Here is a 23,088-nt window from a genome sequence, read left to right as displayed (position 1 = left end):
TGATTCAGGCCACCCGCGCACCCCGGGTCAGGGGGGCCGAGCGCTTTCATCGGGCCTGGGCGCGCTCTATAGCGTCATGGAACAGGCCGCCTGGGCAGGAGTGGAGTCCGATCGCCCTGACGAACGGCGGTTTCTGGGGGTTGATCCATCCAAGGAGGGGGCGATGACAGGACTGCTTCCGGGGTTCCGGAGGTTCATCGGCTACGTATCCCTTGTCGCTCGGAGGCGGAGGCTCCGCGAGCCGCCGGATCTGCCGGGCCCACGCTTCCCCGCGACGGTGGTGAGGACGGTCGACGGGGACACGCTCCACGTATCCGACGAGCGGGGCGTGGACCACGCTATCCGCATGCTCTCGATCGATACGCCGGAGACGCACTTCCTCGGCGCCTCGCAGGGCTACTGGGCCGAGATGGCCGCCGCGCGGCTGTCCGAGCTGCTCCCCGAGGGCGCCGCGGTCGAGATCCAGACGGACGAGCAGCCGTGCGACGCGTACGGCCGCGTGCTCGGGTATGTCATCTCGGGAGGACAGCTCATCAACCGGCTGCTCCTCGAGGAGGGCCTGGCGATGACGTATATCGTCGCCCCGAACCTGCTGCACGCCCAGGAGCTCTCCGAGGCCGCGCGGCGGAGCTTCTCCGCGCGGCGCGGCATGTTCAGCGATCCCAGCGTCCTCCTTCCCTACGAGTTCCGGTGGAGCATGAGGGGCCAGTCGAGCGCGAAGCTCGTCGGCAGCCTGTCCCGGGGCGAGGTGTTCGACCTGTCGGAGCGCGAGCGGGTGCCCTGCTGGGATCGGGTGTTCTTCTTCGACGCGCGCGACGTCAAGGAGCCCTTCGTCCGCATCGCTCCGGCGCGGCGCGCGCGCGACGGAGGTTAGCCGCCCAGACCCTCGCTGTCGCCCGTCATCGCGTTGCGCTGGCGGGTCCTCTGAGCGCCGCTGCCACACGCGTGGCACTTTGCCACATCCCCTCGCGCACCCGATACCGATGGCCCTCGCCCTGCATCTGCCAGGGGGAGCGAGAATAGAGGAGGTTTCCCGCGCCGGGCGCTCCGCTCTGCGCTTCCTCCGGAACGCGCGCGTGGCGGACGCGACCCTGGCACAGGAACCGCCTCTGGACGGACCGGCTCATGGTGCCTGGCCTGCGTGCCTGGCGAGCCGTCATGCTGCATGGTCCGGACAGGCGCGCGGCATGGCGGGGCGCAGGTGCGCGCGTCGTTCGTTCGTACCCATCGATCGTTCGCTCGGGAAGGAGCGCTTCTATGCCTGTGAAGAAGATGGATGTGTCGTGCCTTGTCGCGTGCACCGCGGCGCTCTCGCTCGGCCTCGTGCATTGCGCCTCGACGCCGGGCGCGGCGCCCGAAGATCCCACCGGCCCGCGCGAGGCCCCGCCCGCCGCGGCCGGGACGATCGCGCCGGCGGGGCCGAGGGCGCCCATGAACGCGGACCCTCCGCCCGGCCCGGACACGCCGCGCACGAGCTACCTGCCGGTGGAGGACAAGGAGCCGTTCGCCGCCATGGTCGCCCGGATGAAGGCCGACAAGCCCGCGGTGATGAAGCGCCATCAGACCCTGCTCGACGAGCGGTACGACCTCTCGAACCGCCCGGCCCAGGGCGTCACCATGTCGCGCGGCAAGCCCGTCCAGGCCGGCGTCCGCGTGAAGCTCCCGAAGGGGACGACGTGGGAAGGGCTGGCCGCGCTCGCGCCCGACGCGATCCGGGAACAGGGGCTCTGGCCGAGGGGCTTCCTGCCGCTGCCGCACGCGAACCACCCGGAAGGGGGAATGGTCTTTCCGAAGTTCCACATCGACGAGCTGAAGCGCCAGACGGCGCGTGACCTCACGCGCTTCGATCTCGACTTCGACCTTCCGGATCACATCATCTCCGAGTTCCCGGCGCCGATCTACCTGACCACGCGGCCCGACCTCGGCGACGTCTCCCGGGGGCAGCTCGTCACGATCGACAACTTCTACGAGATCTTCAATGGCATCCTGACGCCGAAGCAGCTCGAGGGGCTCCGGCTGCTCGTCACGCCGTTCCCGCAGATGCAGTTCAACGCCACCGCGGATCGGCGCTCGGAGCGGGCGAGCCTCGGCGTCGCCTGCTTCGATTGCCACGCGAACGGCCACACGAACAACGCGTTTCACCTCGTGGGCGACACCCGGCCGCAGGAGTTCCGGCACCGGGTCGACACCCCCACGCTCCGCGGCGTCAACATCCAGCGCCTCTTCGGCTCGCAGCGCGCGCTAAAGACCGTCGAGGACTTCACCGAGTTCGAGCAGCGGGCGGCGTACTTCGACGGCGACATCGTCATCGCCGTCAAGAAGGGCATCAACATCCTCGACCGCGGGCACCAGGTGCACGCGATGTCCGAGTTCCAGGAGATCCTCGACTTCCCCCCTGCGCCGAAGCTCGGCGTGGACGGGCGCCTCGACCCCGCGAAGGCCACCCCGGAGGAGCTCCGCGGCGAGCAGGTCTTCCACGGCAAGGGCCGGTGCGGGACGTGCCATGTGGCGCCCTACTACACCGACAACCTGATGCACAACCTGCGGGCGGAGCGCTTCTTCAAGCCCGAGCTCATCAACGGTCGCATGGCCACCGCCGACGGACCCATCAAGACCTTCCCGCTCCGCGGCATCAAGGACAGCCCGCCTTACCTGCACGACGGCCGCCTGCTCACGCTGGAGGACACGGTGGAGTTCTTCAACCTCGTGCTCGGCACCAGGCTGACCGCGCAGGAGAAGGCCGATCTCACGGCGTTCCTGCGGGTGCTCTAGTTTCTGGTCCCGTTGCCATCCACGAGGGCTTCGCGCTGGAGTCCACGAGCGATCTCGATGGGACGTTGCAGCGCCTGCACCACGAGGGCCGCGAGGCGGGCGGTCGGGAGCCCCGGTTCCGCCTCTGCGTGGTGCAGGGCCAGGGGGAGCGCGGGCAGCGCCGGCAGCCTGGCCTCCCCGGGGCCGAGCGCCCGCACGCCGGCGGGCAGGCCGATCGGCGTGCGCACCGTGAACCCGAGCCCTGCCGCCGCCGCGGCCCAGAGCCCGCCCAGGTCCGGGCTGGTGAACGCGAGCCGCCACGGGACGCCGGCGCGATCGAGCGCCGCCGCGGCCGCATCCCGGAACCGGCACGGCGCCTCGATGGCCAGGAGCGGCAGCGGCTCGCCCTCCGCCCCGGTCCACGCAGGGCACCCCGCGGCCGACCCGATCCAGCGCATCGGCAGCTCGGCCAGACGCTCGCCATGCGGCGCGCCCGTCCCGTCGCCCCACGCGAGCGCGAGATCGAGCCGGCCCGACGTGACCCGCTCGAGCAGCTCCGCATTGCGCGCGACCCGCACCTCGATCCGCACCCTCGGGTGGGCGCGCGAAAACCGCCCGAGCACCCCGGAGAGCAGCACGTCACCGAAGTCCTGTTGCAGGCCGAGCCGGACCCAGCCCTCGAGATCGACGCCGCGGACCGCGGCCGCCGCCTCGTCGTTCAGCTCGAGCAGGCGGCGGGCGTACGCCAGCATCGTCTCGCCCGCCTCCGTCAGCGCGAGACCGCGCCCGGCCTTGCGAAAGAGCGGCGTGCCCGCCTGCTCCTCCAGCTTCTTGAGCTGAGCGCTCACCGCGGAGGTCGACCGGCCCACCCGGCTCGCCGCCCTGGCGAAGCTGCCCAGCTCCACCCCCGTGACGAAGCTGCGCAGCACGTCGAGATCGAAGGTGACGCGTTGCATGCCAACCGTTCCGTTTTCCTGAACTATCCGTGCCAAACTTCCTGATTTTCAGCACGATGGTGCTCCGTCATGCTGGTGGCGTCAAGGCGAGCCGGGGCCGCCTGACAGAGCACAAGGACACACACACCATGCGTTTTGCTCACGTCTCGATGGCGACAGCCTTGCTCTGTGCCGGCGCGGGATGCACGCGGGACTCGGTCCTGGAGCGAGCCTCGCTCGGGACTCACGCGGTCGCGGGCGGGAAGGCCGTGACCCGCGTCGAGGTGCAGCGGCTGACGTTGCCCTCTGGGTTCAAGGCCGGGCCGCACACGCACCCCGGTCCGGTCGTCTGTTATGTGACCGAAGGGCGTATTCTGTTCCAGGTGAAAGGCCAACCGGCCAGGTACTACACGGCAGGGCAGACGATCTTCGAGCCCGCGAGCACGCCCATCGAGCGCTTCGACAACGATTCCAGCTCGGCCCACGCGACCTTCGTCGCCACCTACCTGCTGGGCGACCAGGACACGGAGTTGCTCCACAGGCTCCAGTAGACGCGCGTGCGCTCTCTCCCTCGTGCCCCTTGCGCCCTTGCGGCTCCTGTCCTTGCAGCGCCCGTGCGCTTTCTGCATCCGACGCCACCCGGGGACCTGCACGCGCCGGGGCTCCAGGAGTCCGCCGGCGTTACGTGACAGATGCCGGCCCGGCGTGGGCTCGGAGGACGCGCCGGCTACGGCGCCTCGACCACCGTGCGCGACTCCTTCGCCTGGATCACGTCGGGGAGCAGGAACGGCACCAGGTGCGTCTGGTTCTTTCGCCAGAGCTCCGCCTGATCGCGGAAATGTGGGCTCTCCGCGTCCCAGACATTGCCTCCGGGAATGGCGTTCCACGCCTTCGGCCCCGCCGGGTCGAGCTCCACGACGAGCCGTTGCGACGGGCCGTGGACGTACCGGAAATCCGGTGACTCGTCGAGCGCCCACGAGAGGCGGTAATCCGAGGAGTCCACCGCGAACTCGTCGCCCCCGCGCGGAAAGCCGCCGCGCCAGAGGGGATCGCTCGGCGGAGGGATGCTGAGGCTGCTGAAGAGGGGGACGAGCGCGTCGAAGGTGACCGTGTGGAAGGCGCCCCAGCGGGGCATCGCAGCCCCGGAGCCGCCCTGTTGATCGAGCCAGGCGAGGGCGTCGAGCAGGGCGCGCAGCACGCGCTCGTCCCTGGACTCGACCGCTGGCGTGCCCATGTCGTCCCACAGCGCGCTGTCCTGCACGGCCGGATCGAAGGTGGCGAGCTGCTCCCGATCGGCGGAGAACAGGTGGAGGAGCGCCTTCGCCGACAGCTCCCGGGAGAACGACGAGAATCCCATTCGGTCGAGCTCGTCGCCCAGCACCCGGCGCACCACCCGGACGAGCCAGACGTTGAAGACCAGGGTCGCCTCGGAGGCGCGGGCGTCGATCGCGCCGGGGCCATCGCCCTCGTCCGCGAGCGGCATGGCGGTATCGAGATCGACGCCGGCGGCCGCCTTGTAGTCCGCCTCCTTGCCCCAGCCGTCGAGGAGCGCCCGCACGGCGGCGAGGCGCGGCGGGTCGTAGGCGGCGTCCGCGACGATCGCGCTCAGATCGGGGTGAGCACCGGGCGTCGCGCGCTCCTCGCCGGCGCGGTCGATGGCGCGGAGGAGGTGAGGCACGAGCCTCGCGCCGAGCGCCGACTTGATGTCGCCCTGGATCGCCGCGCAATCCTCCGGCGACAGAGGTCCCTCGTGGGCATCGATCCGCTCCTGGATGCGGCCCTCGCGAAACCCGATGTCGAAGCTGCAACCCAGGTACATGGGGGTGCCGTCGGGGAGCGCGCCGTTCGATGGATCGTTGTCCAGGGTGTCCCCGATGGGGTCGTTGTTCGCCGTGGCGATGTATCCCGCCGGCGGGTTCTTCGCCCGGGGGATGAGGTGCTCGGGGAGCGTCCCGGTCCACTCCGCGGTCCCGTCGCCGGGGAGCACCATGCAGGGGAGGACGCCCGTATAGGTGGCCGCGTCCCAGGCGAACGCCTCACGAGACCGCGTCGGGATCGCCGCGTGCGTCGTCCAGAGGATGTCGCCCGCGGCGTCGCCCATCACCCAGTTCTGCGCGCCGACGCTGAATTTCGAGAGCGACTCCTGCGCCTCATCGACCGAGCGAGCGCGCAGCAGGCCGAAGATGGCCTCCAGCTCCTTGGTCGGCTCAAGCCCCGTCCAGCGGACGCTGAGCGCCCCCACGGCCGGGTCCGGATCCACCACCGCGTGGTCGACGATGGTCGGCAGGATCGGGCCGTGATGGGGCACGATCGGGACACGGTAGGTATAGGGCTCCCTGCCAGCGATCGCGATGACCTCCTCGACCGTCTGGAGGGGCACTGGATTGCCCTTGAAGAGCACGGCCTTGCCGTCGGGCGTGAGCTTCTCGGCATAGACATCGGTGACATCGTACATCGCGACCGTCGCTCCCCACCCGACGCGCTCGTTGTGGCCCAGGACGATCCCCGGAATCCCGGGGAAGGTGACGCCCCCGACGTGAACATCGCGGCTCGCGTCCTGGCCCTCGGGCGCGGTGACGTGGATCGAGACGGCATACCAGACGGCCGGCGCGCTCAGCGACAGGTGGGGATCGCTGGCCACGAGCGCGTGCCCCGTCGCGCTCCGGCTCGCGTGGATGGCCCAGTTGTTCGAGCCGAAGCCCTCCGGGGCGACCTTGCTCCTGGCGCGCTGGACCGCGCTCAGGTAGCCGGCCAGCGACGAAATGAGCTTGGCGCGGCCCGGCGCGGCGCGGCCCGGTCGTCGCGCGCGAGACGCTCTCTTCGCCGCCTTGTCCTCCGCCTTCTGCGCCTTCTCTCGCGCCGGGGAGGCGGGGTAGCCGCTGCTGGTCACCGCGGGCTCGGACGGGGCGAACCTCAGGAAGTCCCGCTCGAAGCCGGCGCGCTTCTGCGCGAGCGGATCGGCGCTGCTCGACGCGAACGTCGTCCGGGCGGCGTCGAAGAGCTGCTGCATGGTGATGTCCAGCTCGGCGTCGAACGACAGGAGGTAGCTCTGGAAGCGGCTGATCACGAGCGAGTCGACGCCGCTCCAGTCGGTGAACGCCTTGGCGGGTATCCCCGTCGCGCCTTCGGGGAGGCGGATGTCCCCGGAGCGGATCTTCCTGAACACCTGGGTCACCCCGTCCGCGTACGCGTCGAGCATCTGGCGGAGCTCCCCCTCGGGGAGCGCGTCGTACTGGGCCCTGGCGATCCGACCGAGCCCGACATGGCGGAGAGCGATGTCCTGATCGATGGTGGTGGGATCGAGGTCGCCGAAGAGCTCTGCGAGCCTCCCCGCGGCGGTGCGCCGCAAGATCTCGAGCTGAAGCGCGCGGTCGCGCGCCGTCAGATACCCTTCGACGCGCATCGCGTCCACGAGGTTTTCGGCATAGATATGGGGCCTGCCGTCCCTGTCCTGGACGACATCGACGGCAGAGAGCAGGCCGTCGATGGTGAGCCGCCCGTCGACGGGCAGATCCGGCCGCTCGCCGAGTGGACCGAACGTCGCGGAGGAGGGCGGGCTGCCGTCGGGCGCGCCCGCGTCGGGAACGCTGGGCGCGCCCGCGTCGGGCGCGCTGCTGCCGGGACCAGGGTCGTCCGAGCACCCGAGCATGCCCGTGAGCCCGGTGACCAAGGCGAGGACGCAATGTGCCGAAGATGATGACAGTCGCATGAACGCTCCTTGGTAGGATGGAAGCGAGCCAACGCGGCGGTGTCGCGCGACGCGGTGGCTGGGGCGCCCTCGGAGCGCCGATCAGCGCGCGGAGAGCTCTGGCGTCGGTGGGTCGCTTATCGCGCGCTTCCGCGGGGAATGCCGAGGCGGTCTTCGTAGGCGTTCAGGACCTTCACGAACGCGGGCCGCTCCTCGCAGCGACGACGGTAGTTCTCGATGTTCGGATACCTTCCGAGGATCTCCGTCTTGCGAAGCTCGCGCAGCACGCCCGTGAGAACGATGTCCGCAACCGTGAAGTCGGCCCCCGTGATGAACGGTTGAGCCTGCAGCATCCTGTCGATCGTCGGCAAGAAGCGATCGAGTATCTCGACATGCCAGGGGCGCAGGGCCTGCAAATGGGGGTTCGAGTCGCCTTGAAGATCGGCAAACAGAATCGGCAGCGCAAAAGGCTCGATGTTGTTCAATGACGTGAGCGTCCAGCGATAGACCTGCGCGCGCCCCTTCAGGTCAGGAGCAATCAATTTCCCGGATTTCTCCGCAAGGTAGAGCAGGATCGCGCCCGACTCCGTCAAGATGTACCCGTCGTCGTCGATCGCCGGAACCTGTTTGAACGGCGATACCGTCCCGAAGTCGGCTTCATCCTGAAGACCGTTCGGCCCGCAATCGAGCCCGACGGCCTCGTAGGCGATCCCACACTCTTCCAGCGCCCACATTGCGCGAAGATCGCGCGTGTACCCCCAGAGAAACGGCGGCAACGATTTGAAAACGTATACTTTCATGGAGCTGACCTCATCCAATGATCGAGCGAGCGCACTGGCTCAGAGATAGCACGGGGTGAGATGAAGACGCAGCTCGTCGAGGACCGCGGCGCGCGATCCGCCCCGCCCCAGCATGACCTCGTAGGCCTTCAGCCCGCTTTCGTCCCTGGGTGACGAGGCACTACCTTGATGCGTCGTAGTTGAGGTTCGAGCCGAGCCAGCGCTCGACCTCCGCGACCGTCATCCCCTTACGCGCGTGGTAGTCGACCACCTGGTCGCGATCGATCTTCCCGAGGCTGAAGTACCGGGCCTGCGGGTGCGCGAAGTACAGGCCGCTCACGCTCGATCCGGGCCACATCGCGAACGACTCGGTGATCCGGATCCCGGTGCTCTTCTCGACGTCGAGCAGCCGCCAGAGCGTGCCTTTCTCGGTGTGATCCGGGCACGCTGGGTACCCCGCCGCCGGCCTGATGCCGCGATATTTCTCCTCGATGAGCTCGCTCTTGGTCAGGTCTTCCTGCCGGCCATAGCCCCACTCGTCGCGCACCCGCTTGTGCAGGCACTCGGCGAACGCCTCGGCCAGGCGATCAGCGATCGCCTCCGCCATGATGGCGTTGTAGTCGTCGTAGCTCGCCCTGAAGCGCTCGCACAGCTCCTTCAGGCCGATGCCGGCGGTCACCGCGAAGCCGGCGATGTGGTCCGGGAGGCCGGTCTCCCTGGGCGCGATGAAATCAGCGAGCGACCGGTTCGGCTCGCCGTTCTCCTTCGCCGTCTGCTGGCGCAGGAAGTGAAACCGCTCGAGCACCTCCTTGCGCGTCGCGTCCGTGTATACCTCCACGTCGTCACCCACGGCGCTCGCGGCGAAGAAGCCATACACGCCGCGCGCCGTCAGCAGCCTCTTCTCGATGATCATGTCGAGCAGCGCGTTCGCCTCGGAGTAGAGCTGGCGCGCTTGCTCGCCGTATTTCTCGTGCTCCAGGATCCGCGGATAGACGCCCTTCAGCTCCCACGTGTGGAAGAACGGCGTCCAGTCGATGTACTCGCGCAAGGTGGCGAGCGGGAAGTCCTCGAGCACGCGCGCGCCGATGAACTCAGGCACCGGCAGATCCTCGGCGCGCCACTCGATCCGCGTCCGGTTCGCGCGCGCGGCCTCGATCGGGACGAGCTTGTGCTTCGGCGCCGAGTGCATCCGCCGGAGCTTCTCGTACTCGGCGCGGTGCTGGGCCACGAACGCCGGCTTGCCCTCCTCGCTCAGGAGGCTCGTCGTGACGGGCACGGCGCGGCTCGCGTCGACCACGTGCACGACCGGCTCGCTGTAATGCGGGGCCACCTTCACGGCGGTGTGCGCCTTGCTGGTCGTCGCCCCGCCGATCAAGAGCGGCAGCTTGAAGTTCTGCCGCTCCATCTCGCGGGCGACGTGGATCATCTCGTCGAGCGACGGCGTGATCAGCCCGCTCAGGCCGATCAGATCCGCCTTCTCCTGCCTGGCGCGCTCGAGGATCTTCTCGCACGGGACCATGACGCCCATGTCGATCACCTCGTAATTGTTGCACGCGAGCACGACGCCCACGATGTTCTTGCCGATGTCATGGACATCGCCCTTCACCGTGGCGAGGACGATCTTTCCCTGCGTCTTCACGGCCTGTCCAGCGGCGGCCATCGCCGCCTTCTCCGCCTCCATGAACGGCGTGAGGTACGCGACGGCCTTCTTCATCACGCGCGCCGATTTCACCACCTGCGGGAGGAACATCTTGCCGGCGCCGAAGAGATCTCCGACGATGCTCATTCCATCCATCAGCGGGCCCTCGATCACCGCGAGCGGACGGCCGAGCTTGACGCGCGCTTCCTCGGTGTCGACGTCGATGTGCGTATCGACGCCCTTGACCAGCGCGTACGACAGTCGCTCCTCGACGGTGCCTTTGCGCCACTCCTCTTCCTTCTTCTCGGCCTCGGTGGCGCCGGCGCTCTTGGCCTTCAGCGCTTCGCCGAAATCGACGAGCCGCTCCGTGGCGTCCGGACGCCGGTTGAGCAGGACGTCCTCGACGAGCTCGCGGAGCCCCGGCTCGATCTCCTCGTACACCTCGAGCATGCCCGCGTTGACGATGCCCATGTCCATGCCGGCCTGAATGGCATGATAGAGGAACGCCGAGTGCATGGCCTCGCGCACCCGGTTGTTCCCGCGAAAGCTGAACGAGATGTTCGACACGCCGCCGCTCACCTTGGCGTGCGGCAGGTTTGCCTTGATCCAGCGGGTGGCCTCGATGAAGTCGACGGCGTAGTTGTTGTGCTCCTCCATGCCGGTGGCGACCGTGAGGATGTTCGGATCGAAGATGATGTCCTCGGGAGGAAACCCCACCTCGTGGACGAGGATGTCATACGCGCGCTTGCAGATCCGGATCTTGTCCTGGTAGGTGGCGGCCTGCCCTTGCTCGTCGAAGGCCATGACAACGACGGCGGCGCCGTACTTGAGGATGGTCCTCGCGTTCTCGCGGAACTTCGCCTCACCCTCCTTGAGGGAGATCGAGTTCACGATGCCCTTGCCCTGCATGCACCTGAGGCCTGCCTCGATGACCTCCCATTTCGAAGAGTCCACCATGAACGGGACCTTCGCCACCTCGGGCTCGCTGGCCAGGAGCAGCAAGAAGCGCGTCATCGCGGAGACGCCGTCGATCATGCCCTCGTCCATGCAGATGTCGACGACGTTGGCGCCGTTCTCGACCTGCTGGCGCGCCACGCCCACCGCTTCTTCAAACTTCCCTTCCTTGATGAGCTTCGCGAACTTCGGCGATCCGGCGACGTTGGTGCGCTCGCCGAGGATCATGTAAACGCCGGGCTGCTGCGTGAACGGCTGCGAGCCGGACAGGCGAAGGGGGATCGGCGGGCCTGACGCGGGCGCGCCGCCGGGCGGGGTGTCAGGCGAGGCCTTCGCGTCGAGGGCGCGCGGCGGCTTGCCGGCGATCGCCTTGGCGATGGCCGCGATGTGCTCGGGCGTGTTGCCGCAGCAGCCGCCGGCGATGTTGAGGAGACCTGCCTCCGCGAAGCCGCCGATGTGGCGCGCCATGTCCGCCGGCTCCAGATCGAAGCCCGTGGGCGAGAGCGGGTTGGGCAGGCCGGCGTTCGGGTAGCAGGATATCGCGGCGCTGGATTTCGCCGAGAGGTCGGCCAGGAACGGATACATCAGGTCCGGGCCGAGCGAGCAGTTCAGGCCGACGGCGAGCGGGTTCACGTGCTTCACCGCGTTCCAGAATGCCTCGACCGTCTGCGCGGAGATCATCGTCTCTCCGCCGCGCCCGACGGCCGCCGAGATCATCACCGGCAGAGTTTTGCCGTCCTTGTCGAACACCTCTCGAATGGCGACGAGCGCGGCCTTCGCGTTGAGCGAGTCGAAGATGGTCTCGACCAGCAGCACGTCGGAGCCGCCGGCGATCAGGGCGCGGACCTGGTGGATGTACGCTTGCTTCACCTGATCGAACGTCACGACGCGGAAGCCGGGGTCGTCGGCGTCCGGGGAGCTGGACAGGGAGACGGTGAGCGGGCCGATCGCGCCCGCGACGAACCGCTGCCGCCCGTCGGCGTTCGCCACGCGATCCGCCCATTCGCGGCACTGCCGCGCGGACTGTTCGTTGATCTCCCAGGCGAGGTCGTTGAGGAACGGGTCGTCGATGATCCCTTGATAGAAGGCGGGATCTTTCCGCCCGCCGTGCTCCCGCGGGTCGTCCACGAAGAACTCGCTCTGGGTGATGCTCGTCGCGCCGAAGGTGTTTGTCTCGATGATGTCCGCGCCGGCCTCGAGGAACCGCCGGTGGATGTCGCAGATCATCTCCGGCTGCGTGAGCGTGAACAGATCGCCGTTGTTCAGCAGATCTTTCTTCGAGTCCGCGAATCGCTCGCCCCGGATGTCCGCTTCCTTCATCCCGTAGGTGCGGATGGTCGTCCCCATCGCCCCGTCGATGATGGCGATGCGGCTCTGGAGGAGCTTCTGGAGTGGATGAAGGGGAGGCGCGGGGTTGTTGGACGGCATGATCAGACTCGCTTGACGCTCTTGGAGGTACCCGGGGTCGGCTTGTCGGCGATGGCGAGCACGACCTGAAAATGTGGCTTCTTGGACTCGCGGCAGGCGACGTCGGACGCGACGACATCGAGCCTCACGCGGGTGAGCATGGCGCGGATATCGGAGGGCGAGAAGCCGGGGTGGCGCTCGCCGTACGGCGCGGTGACCTCCCGCTGCTGGTGCGCGTCGAGCGACAGGATCACCAGCCGTCCGCCCGGGCGGAGCACGCGGGCGCACTCTTCCAGCGCCTGCGCCGGGCGCTCGGCATAGGTCAGCGTGTGAAACACGAGGACCGCGTCGAAGGAGGCGTCCCGGAACGGCAGGTCGTGGACATCGGCGACCTGGGCGCGGACGTGGGGCTGAGCCGAGAATCGCTCGTTTGCGGACTCGATCATCCGGCTGCTCGAGTCGATGCACGTGAGCGAGCGGCAGTAAGGCGCGAGCGAGCTGGCCGCCGCGCCGTCGCCCGAGCCGACGTCGAGGACGTCGCCCAGGCGCAGCAACGCGGCGATGCCGGCCGCGAGCGACTGCCACGTGCGGCCTGGGGAGTAGCGCCTCTCCATCTCGCCGGCGAAGGACTCCGGGAGGCCGCCGCGCCGCTCGGCGTCGAGCTCCAGGAGGCGCCGCTGGTCGCCTTCCAGGGTCGGGTCAGCCGATCTCGTGGCGTCATCGAGGAGGGCCTTCGCGGTCCCGGGCAGGGTATCGACCGCGAGCGTGTAGAACGACTGCGGTCCCTGGCGTCGATCCCGGACGAACCCTGCCTCGCGAAGCCGCCCGAGGTGCGTCGAGACGCGCGACTGCGCGATGCCGGTCACGCGGACCAGATCCGTCACCCGCAGCTCGCGCTCGCGGAGGAGCACGCAGAGCCGTATCCGGCTCTCGTCCCCGAGGAGGTTCAGCGTCTCGATGTACTCGGAAAGACCCATGTATCCCTATATCTCGATGCACGAATGCAGTAGACCCCTCGACTTCCGGAGTCAAGGGCGCCGGTGCTCGGTCACGATGCCGTGCTCTCGAACGGTTCAGCTCGTGTAGTCCCGGCGCGACGAAGGTGTTCTCGAACGTTTTTCGCCCGGTTACGCCCGGTTACGCCCGGTTACGCCCAGGTAAGGGCGGCCCGCCTGGCCCGGTGAACACACGCTGCTTTGGTACGGGAGGCGCCCGGCCGGACGAGCGCCCGCACGACGACGTGGCGACATCAGGCCGCCTCGTCGCCGCGGAGGCCATACGCGGCCATCTTGCGCTTGAGCGTGTTCCTGTCGATGGCGAGCGCGCGCGCCGCGCGGGAGATGTTGCCCCGGTGCACCCGGAGCGCGCGCCCGATCGCCGCGCGCTCGGCCGACGCCACCGCGTCCGCGAGCGGCGCGACCTCGTCGCCGCCGGTCCCCGGCTCCGCCGGCCGCACCGCCCCGCCCGCGCCGACGCCCGCCGAGCCCGCCGATCCCGCCGCCGCCGTGATCTCCGGCGCGAGGTCGCCCACGTCGACCGTCTGATCGCAGAACACCCCCCACCGGAGCACCTCGGCGCGCAGCTCACGCACGTTGCCCGGCCACGGGTGGCTGCAAAGGCGCCTCAGCGCCTCGCGGGTCACCTTGAGCCCGCGCCCCTTGCGCGGCGCCCGCACCTCGTCGAGGAACGCCTGCATGAGGATCTCGATGTCTCCACCCCGCGCCCGCAGCGGCGGGACCTCGATGACCGCGCCACGGAGCCGATAGTACAGGTCCTCGCGGAACTCCCCGCGCTCGACCATGGCCGCGAGGTCGCGGTGCGTGGCCGCGAGGACGCGCACGTCGAGCTCGATCGTCGCCTCGCCGCCGACCCGGCGCAGCGTCCCGTCCTGGAGCACGCGCAGGAGCGACGCCTGCACCCGCGGCGACAGCTCGCCGATCTCGTCGAGGAACAGCGTGCCGCCGTGCGCCTGCTCGAAGACCCCGCGCCGCCGCCCCGCGGCCCCGGTGAAGGCGCCCGCCTCGTGGCCGAACAGCTCGCTCGCGAGCACGCCCTCGGCGAAGACGCCGCAGTTCTCCGCGATGAACGGCCCCCCGCCGCGCGGGCTCTGCTCGTGGATCGCCCTGGCCGCGAGCTCCTTGCCGGTCCCCGTCTCGCCGAGGATCAGCACGGGCACGTCGGTCGCGGCGACCCGGGCGATCCGGGCGCGGAGGAAGCGCATCGGCTCGCTCTCGCCCACGAGCACCGCGTCGCGGGTGCGCGCCTCGGCCCGCAGGCGCACCACCTCCTCGCGCAGCGCGCGGATCTCGGGGAACCCCTCGATGTCGAGCCGGACCTCGCGCACGGCGCGCGGGTGCGGCCGCGGCACGAACGCCGCCGGGATCACCTGGAGCATGCGCGCCGGCAGGAGCCCCGCCTGCACCAGGATGACCCAGAGCGTCTGCGCCTGCGGCGTGCCGGCCGAGAGCAGCACGTCCGTCGCCCAGGCCGCCGGGGGAAACGCGCGCCTGAGCTTGCCCAAGAGCGGCCCGAGCGCGCGGAAGAGCTTCGCGTAGTCCGACGGGTCGTCGACATCGACGACGCGGAGCTCGACGCGCGGCGCGCGCCCCCGCGCCCGCTCGACGAGCGCCCGCGACGGGGCCTCGCCCGCGGGGATGGTGAGGACCACGATCGCGTCGTAGCGGCTCTCCTCCTGGTCGAGGAGCCGCAGCACGGGCCCCCGGTCGCCCTCGGGCCGGCGGCCCTGGTGCGCGGGCGCCGGCCCGAGCGTGCCCGCGTCCGACCAGGTCAGCAGGAGGCGCTTCACTGGTGCACCGTACACCATCGCTGGTGCGCCATGCACCATCCAAGATGGTGCGCCATGCACCACATCGAGGGGGGTCGACCCGTTCTGCCGGCGAGGGGCGCCGAGCGCGCCGTGGCACGGGATCCGCAACGCTCCTCCGCGTTCGCGTTCGGCCGCGCCCCCGGCGCCACGGAGACCCTCGTTCATGAAATCGCCCGCCGACAGCGTCGTTCTTCCCGCCCACGCCCGCGTCATCGCCCGCGACGACGTCTGGCTCGAGGGCAACGCCGTCCAGCAGTTCGCGCGCGTCGCCGCGCTCCCCGGCTGCGTCCGCGCCGTGGGCATGCCGGACCTGCACGCGGGCCGGGGCATCCCTGTCGGCGCGGCGTTCGCGTTCGCCGACCGCGTCGTCCCGCAGCTCATCGGCGGCGACGCCGGCTGCGGCGTGCGGCTCGTCGCGACGTCGATCGGCCGCATGGCGCCGGACGTCCTCGAGCGGCGCGCCCGGGAGGCGATGGAGGACGACCCGCTCGCCGGCTGCGACCCGGCGGAGGTGTTCGATCGGGTCTGGCGCCGCGGCGCGCGCGGCCTCGCGGAGGTCGACGGCGCGCCCGAGGCGCTCGCGCGGCTCGCGGCGGCGGAGCCGGAGGACGGCCTGCGCCCGAGCGGCGACGCCGCGCCGTACCGCGCGGGGTACGAGGCCGCGCTCGGCTCGGTGGGCGGGGGGAACCACTTCCTCGAGATCGCCCGCGTCGGCGCCCTGCGGGACCTGGCGTCGGCGGCGGCGGTCGGCCTCTCCGCCGGGGATCTCGTGGTCCTCGCGCACTCGGGATCGCGCGGGCTCGGCGGCGCGCTCGGGGAGCGCTGGGGCGGCGCGGTGCTCGAGGGGGACGCGGCCGAGCCGTACCTCGGCGAGCTGGCGGGCGCGTGCCGCTTCGCGCAGGCGAACCGGCTCCTGCTCGCCTACCGGATGCTGCGCGCGCTCGGCGCCACGCGGGCGTCGAAGATCGCGGGCGGGTTCGATATCACCCACAACGACGTCGCGCGCGAGGCGGTGGGCGGCGAGCCGGCGTGGGTGCACAGGAAGGGGGCCGCGCCCGCCCGGGGCGACGCTCTCACGATCGTGCTCGGCTCGCGCGGGACGCCGTCGTGGGTGATGCGGTCGCGCGACGCGGAGGCGGGGCTGCGCTCGGTCGCGCACGGCGCCGGACGCAAGATGGGGCGCGGCGAGGCGCGCGAGAAGATCGCGGCCCGCTACCGGCGGCGCGAGCTCGCCCGCACGGAGCTCGGCGGCCGCGTTGTGTGCGACGACCCGGCGCTGCTGCTCGAGGAGCACCCGGACGCGTACAAGCCGATCGAGCCGGTGGTCGAGAGCCTGGTGGAGGCCGGCCTGGCGACCGTCGTCGCGCCGCTCGTGCCGGTGCTCACGGTGAAGCGATGAGCCGGTCCTGGGTGCAGATCAGCGCGGGCCGGGGGCCGATCGAGGTGCGGCGGTTCGTGGCGCGGCTCGGCGAGCGCATGGAGGCGCTCTGCGAGGAGCGCGGGCTCGCGGTGATCGACGTCACGGTGCACGGCGACGAGGACGCGCCGGCCTCGGTCGAGATCCTGGTGGAGGGCGACGCGCGGCGCTGCCTCGAGGGCGAGGTCGGGACGCACGCGCTGGTCGAGAGGAGCGCGGCGCGGGGGCGGGCGGCGCGCAAGCGGTGGTTCGCGGGGGTGGCGGTGCACCCCGCCGAGACGGGCGCCGGGGCGGGCGCTGCCCTGGACCTGCGCGAGCTCGAGATCTCCGCCTGCCGGGCGAGCGGGCCGGGAGGGCAGCACGTGAACAAGACCCTGTCGGCGGTGCGGGTCCACCATCGGCCGAGCGGGATCACGGTGCGCGTCGCCGACGAGCGCTCGCAGCGCGCGAACGTCCGCCGCGGGGTGGAGCGCATCGCCGAGCGGCTCGCCGAGCGCGCCGCCCGGCGCCTCGCCGAGGGGGAGGCGGCGCGCTGGAGCGAGCACGACCGGATCGTCCGGGGAGAGCCGGTGAGGACGTACCGGGTGGGGCGGAGGAGCGCGCTCGAGGCGGCGGACGCGAGGCGCGCGTGAGAGGCGCGGCCCGGTGTCACCCATGGCGCTGACGCATGCCTTCACTCCTGCAAACAGTGGAGACACGGCGCCCCTGGTGCGCAACCGTGCCATGCGGGCGCCCTGGCCTCGCTTTGCATCTCCTGGATCCGATCACGGCACCTTGCTTGATCACGCAAGCCACCGTGGAGAGGGGCGTCGCGCGCGGCGCCCGTCGATGCGCTGAGCGCAGGCGAGCACGCACGAACGGCGGCTCGGAGCCGCAGGCGCGAGGGGCACGGAGACTGCTACTGCCCCGGAGAGGCCCACGCAGAGGCCTGAAGCGAGAGGCGCCGGCAAGCGAGAGGTGGCGATACCCGCCCCGCACCGGCGTGGAGACCCATGCGGGAGAGCACCATGTCGAGCACGGGAGACATCGAGGTCGAGCCGTCGCGCGCAGCGAGCGGCCGAGAACACGCCGGCTGGAGGGTCCCAGGCCCCGAGGACACAGCGCGCGCGACGAAGATCGTGGCCAAATCGCTGGTTCGCGAGCTGCTCGCTCAGGGACATCAAGCTTCGCGCCTCGTCACGCTCGCCGCCGCGCTGATCGAGGCCGTCACGCTGGAGCTGCAGCGCGCCGCGCCTGGCTCACCGCCACCGGACGGACCGGACGGCTCGGGCTCCGCGGCCGCGCGCCCATGACCTGGCGGGATGCCTCGTATCGAGCTGCCGCTCCTTCTCGTTCTCCGTTCCATCCCTGCCTCCTGGTGACGTTTGGGGGTGTTCACGGACGCGAAGGAGGACCACGTTGCGCGCTGGATGCGCTGTCCTCGGCCCGCGTCGGCGCCCCGCGGGCATGACGCCGCGCCAGGGCGGGCGCCGGAGCTACCAGGGTGACCCGCATGGATAACGTCGTCCTGCCGTTCGAGAAGCCGATCGCGGAGCTCATCGTCAAGGTCCGGGAGCTGCGCGCGCTCGCCGCGTCCGATCAGAGCCTCGGGGCGGAGCTCGCCCAGCTCGAGGAGAGGATGAACCGGCTGGCGCGCGAGGTCTTCGCCGCGCTGACGCCGATGCAGAAGGTGCAGCTCTCGCGGCACGCGAACCGCCCTCACACCCTCGATTACGTGCAGCGCCTGTTCACCGAGTGGTGCGAGCTGAAGGGGGACCGCCGCTTCGCCGACGATCGCGCGGTGATCGCCGGGCTCGCGCGGTATCACGGCCTCAGCGTCGTGGTGGTGGGGCACCAGAAGGGCCGCGGCGCGAAGGAGAACGTGAAGCGCAATTTCGGCATGCCGCACCCGGAGGGGTACCGGAAAGCCGTGCGGCTCTACGAGCTGGCGGACAGGTTCGGACTGCCGATCCTCACGTTCATCGACACCCCCGGCGCTTACCCGGGCCTCGGCGCCGAGGAGCGCGGGCAGAGCGAGGCGATCGGCGCGGCGCTCGCAGCGATGGCGCGGGTGCGGGTGCCGATCGTCGCGACCATCATCGGCGAAGGAGGCTCAGGCGGCGCGCTGGCCCTCGGGCTCGCCAACCGCGTGCTGGTGCTCGAGTTCGGCTGCTACTCGGTCATCTCGCCCGAGGGGTGCGCGGCGATTCTCTGGCACGACCCCTCGCGCGTCGACGAGGCGGCGGCGCAGCTCAAGATCACCGCGCCGGACCTGCTGCGGCTCGGCGTCGTGGATGCGATCGTCGAGGAGCCGACAGGGGGAGCGCACCAGGATCACGACGGCGCCGCGGCGCTGCTCGATCACGCGCTCTGGACAGCGCTTTCCTCGCTCGACGAGATCGGTCCGGAGGAGATCGCCGACGACCGGTACCGGAGATTCCGCGGCCTCGGGTCGTTCATGTGACGCGTCATTCCGGAGCTTCGCCGGTCACGATCCCGTGCGCGCGCTGCCTGCGACAGGCTTGCATCCAATGACCAGGAGATCCACGAGCGCCGCGGTGGACAGCGACAGAACGAACTCGATCGCCCGACTGATGTCCGTCGTGGCGATCATCTGCTCCGGCCGCAGGCCCGACCCGGCCGCCATGTCGGTGTCGACCACGTCCGGGCACAATGTCGTGACCTTGATGCCCCTGGGCAATAGCTCTCGTGCCAGGGAACGACCATAGCCCACCAGCGCGTGTTTGCTGGCCGCATAACCGCCGACGGCGGCGAACGGCTCCACGCCAGTGACGGACGCGATGTTGATGATGTGGGCCGAGCCCGACTCGGCCAGCGCGTCGGCGCAGGTCGCGCACATGTTGTGTACCGCCTTTACATTGGTCGTCAACATCGAGTCCAGATCGTCCATCGTCACACCGCTGGTACCGAAGCGAAACATGCCGGCGGAGTTCACCAGCACGTCGAGGCGCCCCCTCCGGCTGATCTCCGCCTGAACGGCGCCGCGCGACGCGCCGAGATCGCACAGATCCACCGCGACGACGCTCACCGTGGTTCCATGTTCCCGGCGCAGCATCTCCGCGCGTTCGGCGAGCTTCGCGCCGTCGCGGGCCACGAGGATGAGATCGAAGCCACGGCTGGCGAACGAGCGCGCGATTTCCCGTCCGATTCCACGGCTCGCGCCGGTCACGAGCGCCACACGGGACATGGTTTATCTCCTTGTTGATCGCGAGCACCATGGCGAACGCGCCGTGGCCTGCGATCCAGATGGGAGCGGCTGGCCGCATCCGATCTGCCGAGCCACCGTCGACACTGGCTGTTGACCGTGCGAATCACCGACCGAAGCTGAGGCAGTGGGTCTGTGTGCAGATCGAGGGATGGAGCCGGTACGTCATCGATCTTTGTCGATGGCGGTCGTACGCCGCATCCCGCAGCGACTCCTTGAAGTCTTCAGCGCTACGCCATTGCGATACGTTGAACAGGCCGTACGTCGCCGACGGGGAGGCAGCGCGGAACAGTCGGGCGTTCAGGAAGCCCGGGTGCGCCGCCATGTGGTCCTTGGCGCGATCCCACATCTCGATGACATCCGGGATCTGGGCCTCGCTGACCTCGAATGGATTGATCAGCCACGCGTGGTCAGGCAGCGCCCGGGACAGCTCGGACAACATGACACCCAGTCGACACTTCGTTCCCTGGATCACGCCAGCCGATGCATCGCGGGGCAGCGCACCACGCAGCGCCGCCTCGTCTACGTCGGTGCCATCGAACGCATGAACGGAGAGCAGCGCGTAGTTCACGTCGCGGATCGGCTCGGTCACCTTGAACAATTCTGCGCTTCGCAGGCTGCACCGCTCCCGGAGAGCCAGCGCATGGTCCTGCCAGCGATCGGCATAGCTCGGCGCGGCCACGGCGTCGACGACGTCTATCCAGTAGATCATGTCCAGGCCTCAGCGCGCGGGGGCGTGAAGAGCGCGACACGGCGGCTCAAGTAGAGCGAAAAATCAGCCTTGAACGGGTCGACCGTTGCGGTGAAGCGATCGCTGTGGATCCCGTCGAAGAAGCGCTCGACGCTCTCCCATTCCGCCACGTTGATGAACTTGACCTCGTCGGCTAGGTCCTTGCTCCGGAACAGGCTGGAGTTGACGTACCCGCTCAGCCGGCGCATCGTCCGCGCCGCTTCGGCCCACATGGCAGCATAGGCCGCCATACGCTCCTCGGGCAGGAAAACGACGTCGACCAAGATCACGCTGTCGGAGGGCGGGTCGAAGAGGTACTCGGAGCCATCGACGAGATCCATCGTGAACCCCGTGAACCTGGTGCGGGCTGCGCGCAACACCGAGGCAAGCTCTACATTTTTCCGCGCAGCGGCGCGGGCGCGCTCCCAGTCGTCTGCCGAGCTCCACCTGCAGACGCTCACCATCCCCCAGTCCGCGCGCGGCCTGAGCGTCTGGAAGGTCTCGAGGAGCTGCCCCCCCTCGAAGCCTCGCTGCTCGGAGAGGAAGGCGCACACCGTGCGCCATGCGTTCGCCGCCGCCGGGCGGTCTGACGCTTCAAGGAGATCGATGACCATGACCATGACTCAGATCCTCTCGCAGTAAATGGACTACCAGCGGAGATGCCTTCATCCGGTTCTCGTGATTTCGTCGACGACGCGTGATAGACATATCTGGAACGTCCCCTCGAAGGGGGCGACGAGGCTCTTGTAGTCCTTGCCGGCGAGCTGCCTCATGAACGCGTCTTCGCTCCTCCATTCGGCGCGACTCACGAAGTAGTAGGCGTCTTCCTGCGGATGGTAGCTCTGAAAGAGCTCCGCGGAGATGAACCCGTCCCGCTTGGCCATGAGGGATCTCGTCGCGCCCCACATCATCGCGTTCTCCGCCGCCTGCGGCTGTCGGATGCGGTAAGGATTGGTGATGACGAGATGCGATCTCTGCGCTGGCTGCTCCACGAAGTCGCTCTGGTCGACGATGCCGTAGAGGTTGATGCCGCGCCCCGTCTCCAGCGGCAGCGCCAGGCCGGCTGCCTGGGCAGCGTAGTGGGCGCTGACGTCGGTCCATCGAACGATGCTGATCAGGTCGTACCCAGGGGCATTGATGCGCCTGTAAACGACGTGAAGCCGGGCGTTGCGGAACCCGGGATGCGCGGCCAGCTCGCGCGCTGCTGCAGACCATGACCGCTGAAGCGCGTCGGTGTCGTCGGTCTCTGCGATGTCGATTCGAGCGATCATGTGAAGGTCAACCCGGTTGGCGATCGGGGAGGTGAGCCAGCATGATCTGACCCTTCGACTGGAAGCCGCCGCTGATGATCGTCTTGAATGCCGGGCTCGAAAATGCAGCCTTGAACGCGGTGACGCTGGTCCAGCGCGCGACATTCACGAAGCGGCCGGCGTGCTCGCCGGGGACAGCCTCGAACAGGCGGCTCAGGACGAAGCCTGTCTGGGTCTCCATGAAAGCAGCCGCTTGCTCGAACTGTCGCAGGAAACGCGCGCGATCCTGCTGCGTGAGCTCGCACAGCGTGATCAGCAGGACGCCGGGCGAGGGGCCCGCTCGGGCGATCGGGGTCTCGTCTCGACGACCGCGAGCGCGAACGACCGTGCGCGCGTCGAGCCTGAGCGAGGGGCGTCGCGAGTCGTCCATGGGCTCAGCTCGAAGCAGACGAGCAGGTCCCGTCGAGACGCTCACGAGGACGTACGGGGCCCTGCCGTAGCCGTCGCGAGCCAGGTCGTCCTGCTCGATGGCCACGGAGAAGCCTGCGCGTCCGCTCCCCCGACGACGAAGCCGCTCGCCTGCGCCCGCGAGGTGAGCGCCTGCCGAGGACAGGCTGAAGAAGTCGAAACGGGTGATCATACGCCGCGATCCCACGATTGGCTGGCCAGCGCGCTGCTGGTCAGGCCGAGTCGACCCGCCACGTGACCGATGCTCCGGCCGCCCGCTCTCGCCGGCCGTACCGGCTCCGCCACGGAGTCCGGCGTGAGCGCTCTCCTCTTTCTCCATGCCATCCCTTCCTCCTCGTGCCCTCGTGAGCGTCCACGGCAGCGGGGGAGGATCATCCTGCCCACCGCCTCTCGTTCGTCCCGGCGCTCGATGCCTGGTATCGCTCGATGCCGGCTGGGGGGGCCGCTGCTACAATGATGACGTGTGGAGGGACGGCCGCGGAGCTCGCACGCCGGCGCGGCGGTCCCGGGCGCTCGCCGCGCGAACGGCAGCATGTACCGCGGAGTTGAGGAGGGGCATGCGATGGCACGAGCACCAGAGATCGCTTCGGTCGTACTCACCAGCGTGTTCGCCGGCGGCAGCCTGCTGGTGTCGACCGCCGTCGCTCCCGGCTTTTCATCCATGCGTCCGGGCGAGTTCCTGGACTGGTTCGCGGTCCATGGACCGGAGATGGGCATGACGCTCTTTCCCTTCAACGTCGGGGGGACGGTGATGTGTGGATACAATCTGCTCATCGCCATCAAGGAAAAGCAGCGCCGGTTGCCCTGGGGGCTCGCCACCGTGTGCATGGTCGGAACGCTCGTCATGTTGCCTCTCTACTTCGCGCGCGCGAACGCGGCTTTCATCGGGAAGAAGATCGATATCCAGGAGGTGCCCGCAGGGATCACCTCGTGGTCTAGCTGGCAGTGGGGTCGAACGGGCCTGAGCCTGATGGCAGCCATCTCCGCAGGCTGGGGAGCGTTCAGGCGGCCTTCCGAGTGAGGCCGCGGCGCGAGCGC

General features: G+C 69.6%; 19 protein-coding genes. 8 read left to right on the top strand and 11 right to left on the bottom strand.

Annotated elements, in window-relative coordinates:
- The first annotated feature begins 163 nt into the window (after nt 1-163).
- On the top strand, nt 164-874 hold the full coding sequence (locus WME96_RS36565; protein WP_437286208.1) for a thermonuclease family protein: 711 nt from the start codon (nt 164-166) through the stop codon (nt 872-874).
- Nucleotides 875-1,431: 557 nt separating this feature from the next.
- The gene (locus tag WME96_RS36560; protein WP_437292392.1) at nt 1,432-2,772 is read left to right on the top strand and encodes a cytochrome B6; all 1,341 of its coding nucleotides are present in this window, start codon (nt 1,432-1,434) and stop codon (nt 2,770-2,772) included.
- On the opposite strand, the gene WME96_RS36555 is transcribed toward WME96_RS36560, so the two are convergent.
- Nucleotides 2,769-3,707: a LysR substrate-binding domain-containing protein gene (locus WME96_RS36555; protein ID WP_437286207.1), complete on the bottom strand. Its 939-nt coding sequence runs from the start codon at nt 3,705-3,707 to the stop codon at nt 2,769-2,771. The two genes, WME96_RS36560 and WME96_RS36555, sit on opposite strands and share 4 nt — an antisense overlap.
- A gap of 128 nt (nt 3,708-3,835) precedes the next feature.
- Here WME96_RS36555 and WME96_RS36550 point away from each other — a divergent pair, with 128 nt between their 5' ends.
- Nucleotides 3,836-4,237, top strand: coding sequence for a cupin domain-containing protein (locus WME96_RS36550; RefSeq protein WP_437286206.1), 402 nt, complete (start codon nt 3,836-3,838; stop codon nt 4,235-4,237).
- Between the two features lie 176 nt (nt 4,238-4,413).
- Here the strand turns inward: WME96_RS36550 and WME96_RS36545 are convergent, their stop codons facing one another.
- From WME96_RS36545 to WME96_RS36525, 5 genes are all read right to left on the bottom strand, one after another.
- Entirely contained in the window at nt 4,414-7,395 is a 2,982-nt protein-coding gene (locus tag WME96_RS36545) for a penicillin acylase family protein (protein WP_437286205.1), read from the bottom strand.
- 116 nt (nt 7,396-7,511) lie between these two features.
- On the bottom strand, nt 7,512-8,174 hold the full coding sequence (locus WME96_RS36540; RefSeq protein WP_437286204.1) for a glutathione S-transferase family protein: 663 nt from the start codon (nt 8,172-8,174) through the stop codon (nt 7,512-7,514).
- 160 nt (nt 8,175-8,334) lie between these two features.
- Nucleotides 8,335-12,174: a methionine synthase gene (metH, locus tag WME96_RS36535; protein WP_437286203.1), complete on the bottom strand. Its 3,840-nt coding sequence runs from the start codon at nt 12,172-12,174 to the stop codon at nt 8,335-8,337.
- 2 nt (nt 12,175-12,176) lie between these two features.
- Nucleotides 12,177-13,130 (bottom strand): metalloregulator ArsR/SmtB family transcription factor, encoded by a 954-nt coding sequence (locus WME96_RS36530; protein ID WP_437286202.1) that lies wholly within the window; start codon nt 13,128-13,130, stop codon nt 12,177-12,179.
- Between the two features lie 272 nt (nt 13,131-13,402).
- A complete protein-coding gene (locus WME96_RS36525) occupies nt 13,403-14,959 on the bottom strand; it encodes a sigma-54 interaction domain-containing protein (RefSeq protein WP_437286201.1) in 1,557 nt (518 codons plus the stop codon).
- Between the two features lie 184 nt (nt 14,960-15,143).
- Between WME96_RS36525 and WME96_RS36520 the strand changes: the two genes are divergently transcribed.
- From WME96_RS36520 to WME96_RS36505, 4 genes are all read left to right on the top strand, one after another.
- Nucleotides 15,144-16,379 (top strand): RtcB family protein, encoded by a 1,236-nt coding sequence (locus tag WME96_RS36520; protein WP_437286200.1) that lies wholly within the window; start codon nt 15,144-15,146, stop codon nt 16,377-16,379.
- Complete coding sequence (locus WME96_RS36515; protein WP_437286199.1) at nt 16,376-17,029, top strand: peptide chain release factor-like protein; 654 nt, start codon at nt 16,376-16,378, stop codon at nt 17,027-17,029. The genes WME96_RS36520 and WME96_RS36515 overlap by 4 nt, the downstream gene beginning before the upstream one ends.
- Nucleotides 17,030-17,404: 375 nt before the next feature.
- Nucleotides 17,405-17,689, top strand: a complete 285-nt coding sequence (locus WME96_RS36510; protein ID WP_437286198.1) for a hypothetical protein — start codon at nt 17,405-17,407, stop codon at nt 17,687-17,689.
- Nucleotides 17,690-17,889: 200 nt separating this feature from the next.
- The gene (locus WME96_RS36505) at nt 17,890-18,840 is read left to right on the top strand and encodes an acetyl-CoA carboxylase carboxyltransferase subunit alpha (RefSeq protein ID WP_437286197.1); all 951 of its coding nucleotides are present in this window, start codon (nt 17,890-17,892) and stop codon (nt 18,838-18,840) included.
- Between the two features lie 24 nt (nt 18,841-18,864).
- Here the strand turns inward: WME96_RS36505 and WME96_RS36500 are convergent, their stop codons facing one another.
- From WME96_RS36500 to WME96_RS36480, 5 genes are all read right to left on the bottom strand, one after another.
- Complete coding sequence (locus tag WME96_RS36500) at nt 18,865-19,584, bottom strand: SDR family NAD(P)-dependent oxidoreductase (protein WP_437286196.1); 720 nt, start codon at nt 19,582-19,584, stop codon at nt 18,865-18,867.
- A gap of 124 nt (nt 19,585-19,708) precedes the next feature.
- A complete protein-coding gene (locus tag WME96_RS36495) occupies nt 19,709-20,314 on the bottom strand; it encodes an antibiotic biosynthesis monooxygenase family protein (protein WP_437286195.1) in 606 nt (201 codons plus the stop codon).
- A complete protein-coding gene (locus WME96_RS36490) occupies nt 20,311-20,946 on the bottom strand; it encodes a hypothetical protein (RefSeq protein ID WP_437286194.1) in 636 nt (211 codons plus the stop codon). The genes WME96_RS36495 and WME96_RS36490 overlap by 4 nt, the downstream gene beginning before the upstream one ends.
- Nucleotides 20,947-20,997: 51 nt before the next feature.
- Nucleotides 20,998-21,603, bottom strand: coding sequence for an antibiotic biosynthesis monooxygenase family protein (locus WME96_RS36485; protein ID WP_437286193.1), 606 nt, complete (start codon nt 21,601-21,603; stop codon nt 20,998-21,000).
- A gap of 7 nt (nt 21,604-21,610) precedes the next feature.
- The gene (locus WME96_RS36480) at nt 21,611-22,012 is read right to left on the bottom strand and encodes an antibiotic biosynthesis monooxygenase family protein (RefSeq protein WP_437286192.1); all 402 of its coding nucleotides are present in this window, start codon (nt 22,010-22,012) and stop codon (nt 21,611-21,613) included.
- 600 nt (nt 22,013-22,612) lie between these two features.
- Here WME96_RS36480 and WME96_RS36475 point away from each other — a divergent pair.
- The gene (locus WME96_RS36475) at nt 22,613-23,071 is read left to right on the top strand and encodes a hypothetical protein (RefSeq protein WP_437286191.1); all 459 of its coding nucleotides are present in this window, start codon (nt 22,613-22,615) and stop codon (nt 23,069-23,071) included.
- The last annotated feature ends 17 nt before the right edge of the window (nt 23,072-23,088 follow it).

The sequence above is a fragment of the Sorangium sp. So ce406 genome, from assembly GCF_051474675.1.
GTDB lineage: Bacteria > Myxococcota_A > Polyangia > Polyangiales > Polyangiaceae > Sorangium > Sorangium cellulosum_G.
This window is presented reverse-complemented; position numbering and strand designations above follow the sequence as displayed.

Coding starts and splice junctions, on each gene's coding strand:
- WME96_RS36565 (WP_437286208.1), top strand. CDS start 164: ATGACAGGACTGCTTCCGGGGTTCCGGAGGTTCATCGGCTACGTATCC.
- WME96_RS36560 (WP_437292392.1), top strand. CDS start 1,432: ATGAACGCGGACCCTCCGCCCGGCCCGGACACGCCGCGCACGAGCTAC.
- WME96_RS36555 (WP_437286207.1), bottom strand. CDS start 3,707: ATGCAACGCGTCACCTTCGATCTCGACGTGCTGCGCAGCTTCGTCACG.
- WME96_RS36550 (WP_437286206.1), top strand. CDS start 3,836: ATGCGTTTTGCTCACGTCTCGATGGCGACAGCCTTGCTCTGTGCCGGC.
- WME96_RS36545 (WP_437286205.1), bottom strand. CDS start 7,395: ATGCGACTGTCATCATCTTCGGCACATTGCGTCCTCGCCTTGGTCACC.
- WME96_RS36540 (WP_437286204.1), bottom strand. CDS start 8,174: ATGAAAGTATACGTTTTCAAATCGTTGCCGCCGTTTCTCTGGGGGTAC.
- metH (WP_437286203.1), bottom strand. CDS start 12,174: ATGCCGTCCAACAACCCCGCGCCTCCCCTTCATCCACTCCAGAAGCTC.
- WME96_RS36530 (WP_437286202.1), bottom strand. CDS start 13,130: ATGGGTCTTTCCGAGTACATCGAGACGCTGAACCTCCTCGGGGACGAG.
- WME96_RS36520 (WP_437286200.1), top strand. CDS start 15,144: ATGAAATCGCCCGCCGACAGCGTCGTTCTTCCCGCCCACGCCCGCGTC.
- WME96_RS36515 (WP_437286199.1), top strand. CDS start 16,376: ATGAGCCGGTCCTGGGTGCAGATCAGCGCGGGCCGGGGGCCGATCGAG.
- WME96_RS36510 (WP_437286198.1), top strand. CDS start 17,405: ATGTCGAGCACGGGAGACATCGAGGTCGAGCCGTCGCGCGCAGCGAGC.
- WME96_RS36505 (WP_437286197.1), top strand. CDS start 17,890: ATGGATAACGTCGTCCTGCCGTTCGAGAAGCCGATCGCGGAGCTCATC.
- WME96_RS36500 (WP_437286196.1), bottom strand. CDS start 19,584: ATGTCCCGTGTGGCGCTCGTGACCGGCGCGAGCCGTGGAATCGGACGG.
- WME96_RS36495 (WP_437286195.1), bottom strand. CDS start 20,314: ATGATCTACTGGATAGACGTCGTCGACGCCGTGGCCGCGCCGAGCTAT.
- WME96_RS36490 (WP_437286194.1), bottom strand. CDS start 20,946: ATGGTCATCGATCTCCTTGAAGCGTCAGACCGCCCGGCGGCGGCGAAC.
- WME96_RS36485 (WP_437286193.1), bottom strand. CDS start 21,603: ATGATCGCTCGAATCGACATCGCAGAGACCGACGACACCGACGCGCTT.
- WME96_RS36480 (WP_437286192.1), bottom strand. CDS start 22,012: ATGGACGACTCGCGACGCCCCTCGCTCAGGCTCGACGCGCGCACGGTC.
- WME96_RS36475 (WP_437286191.1), top strand. CDS start 22,613: ATGGCACGAGCACCAGAGATCGCTTCGGTCGTACTCACCAGCGTGTTC.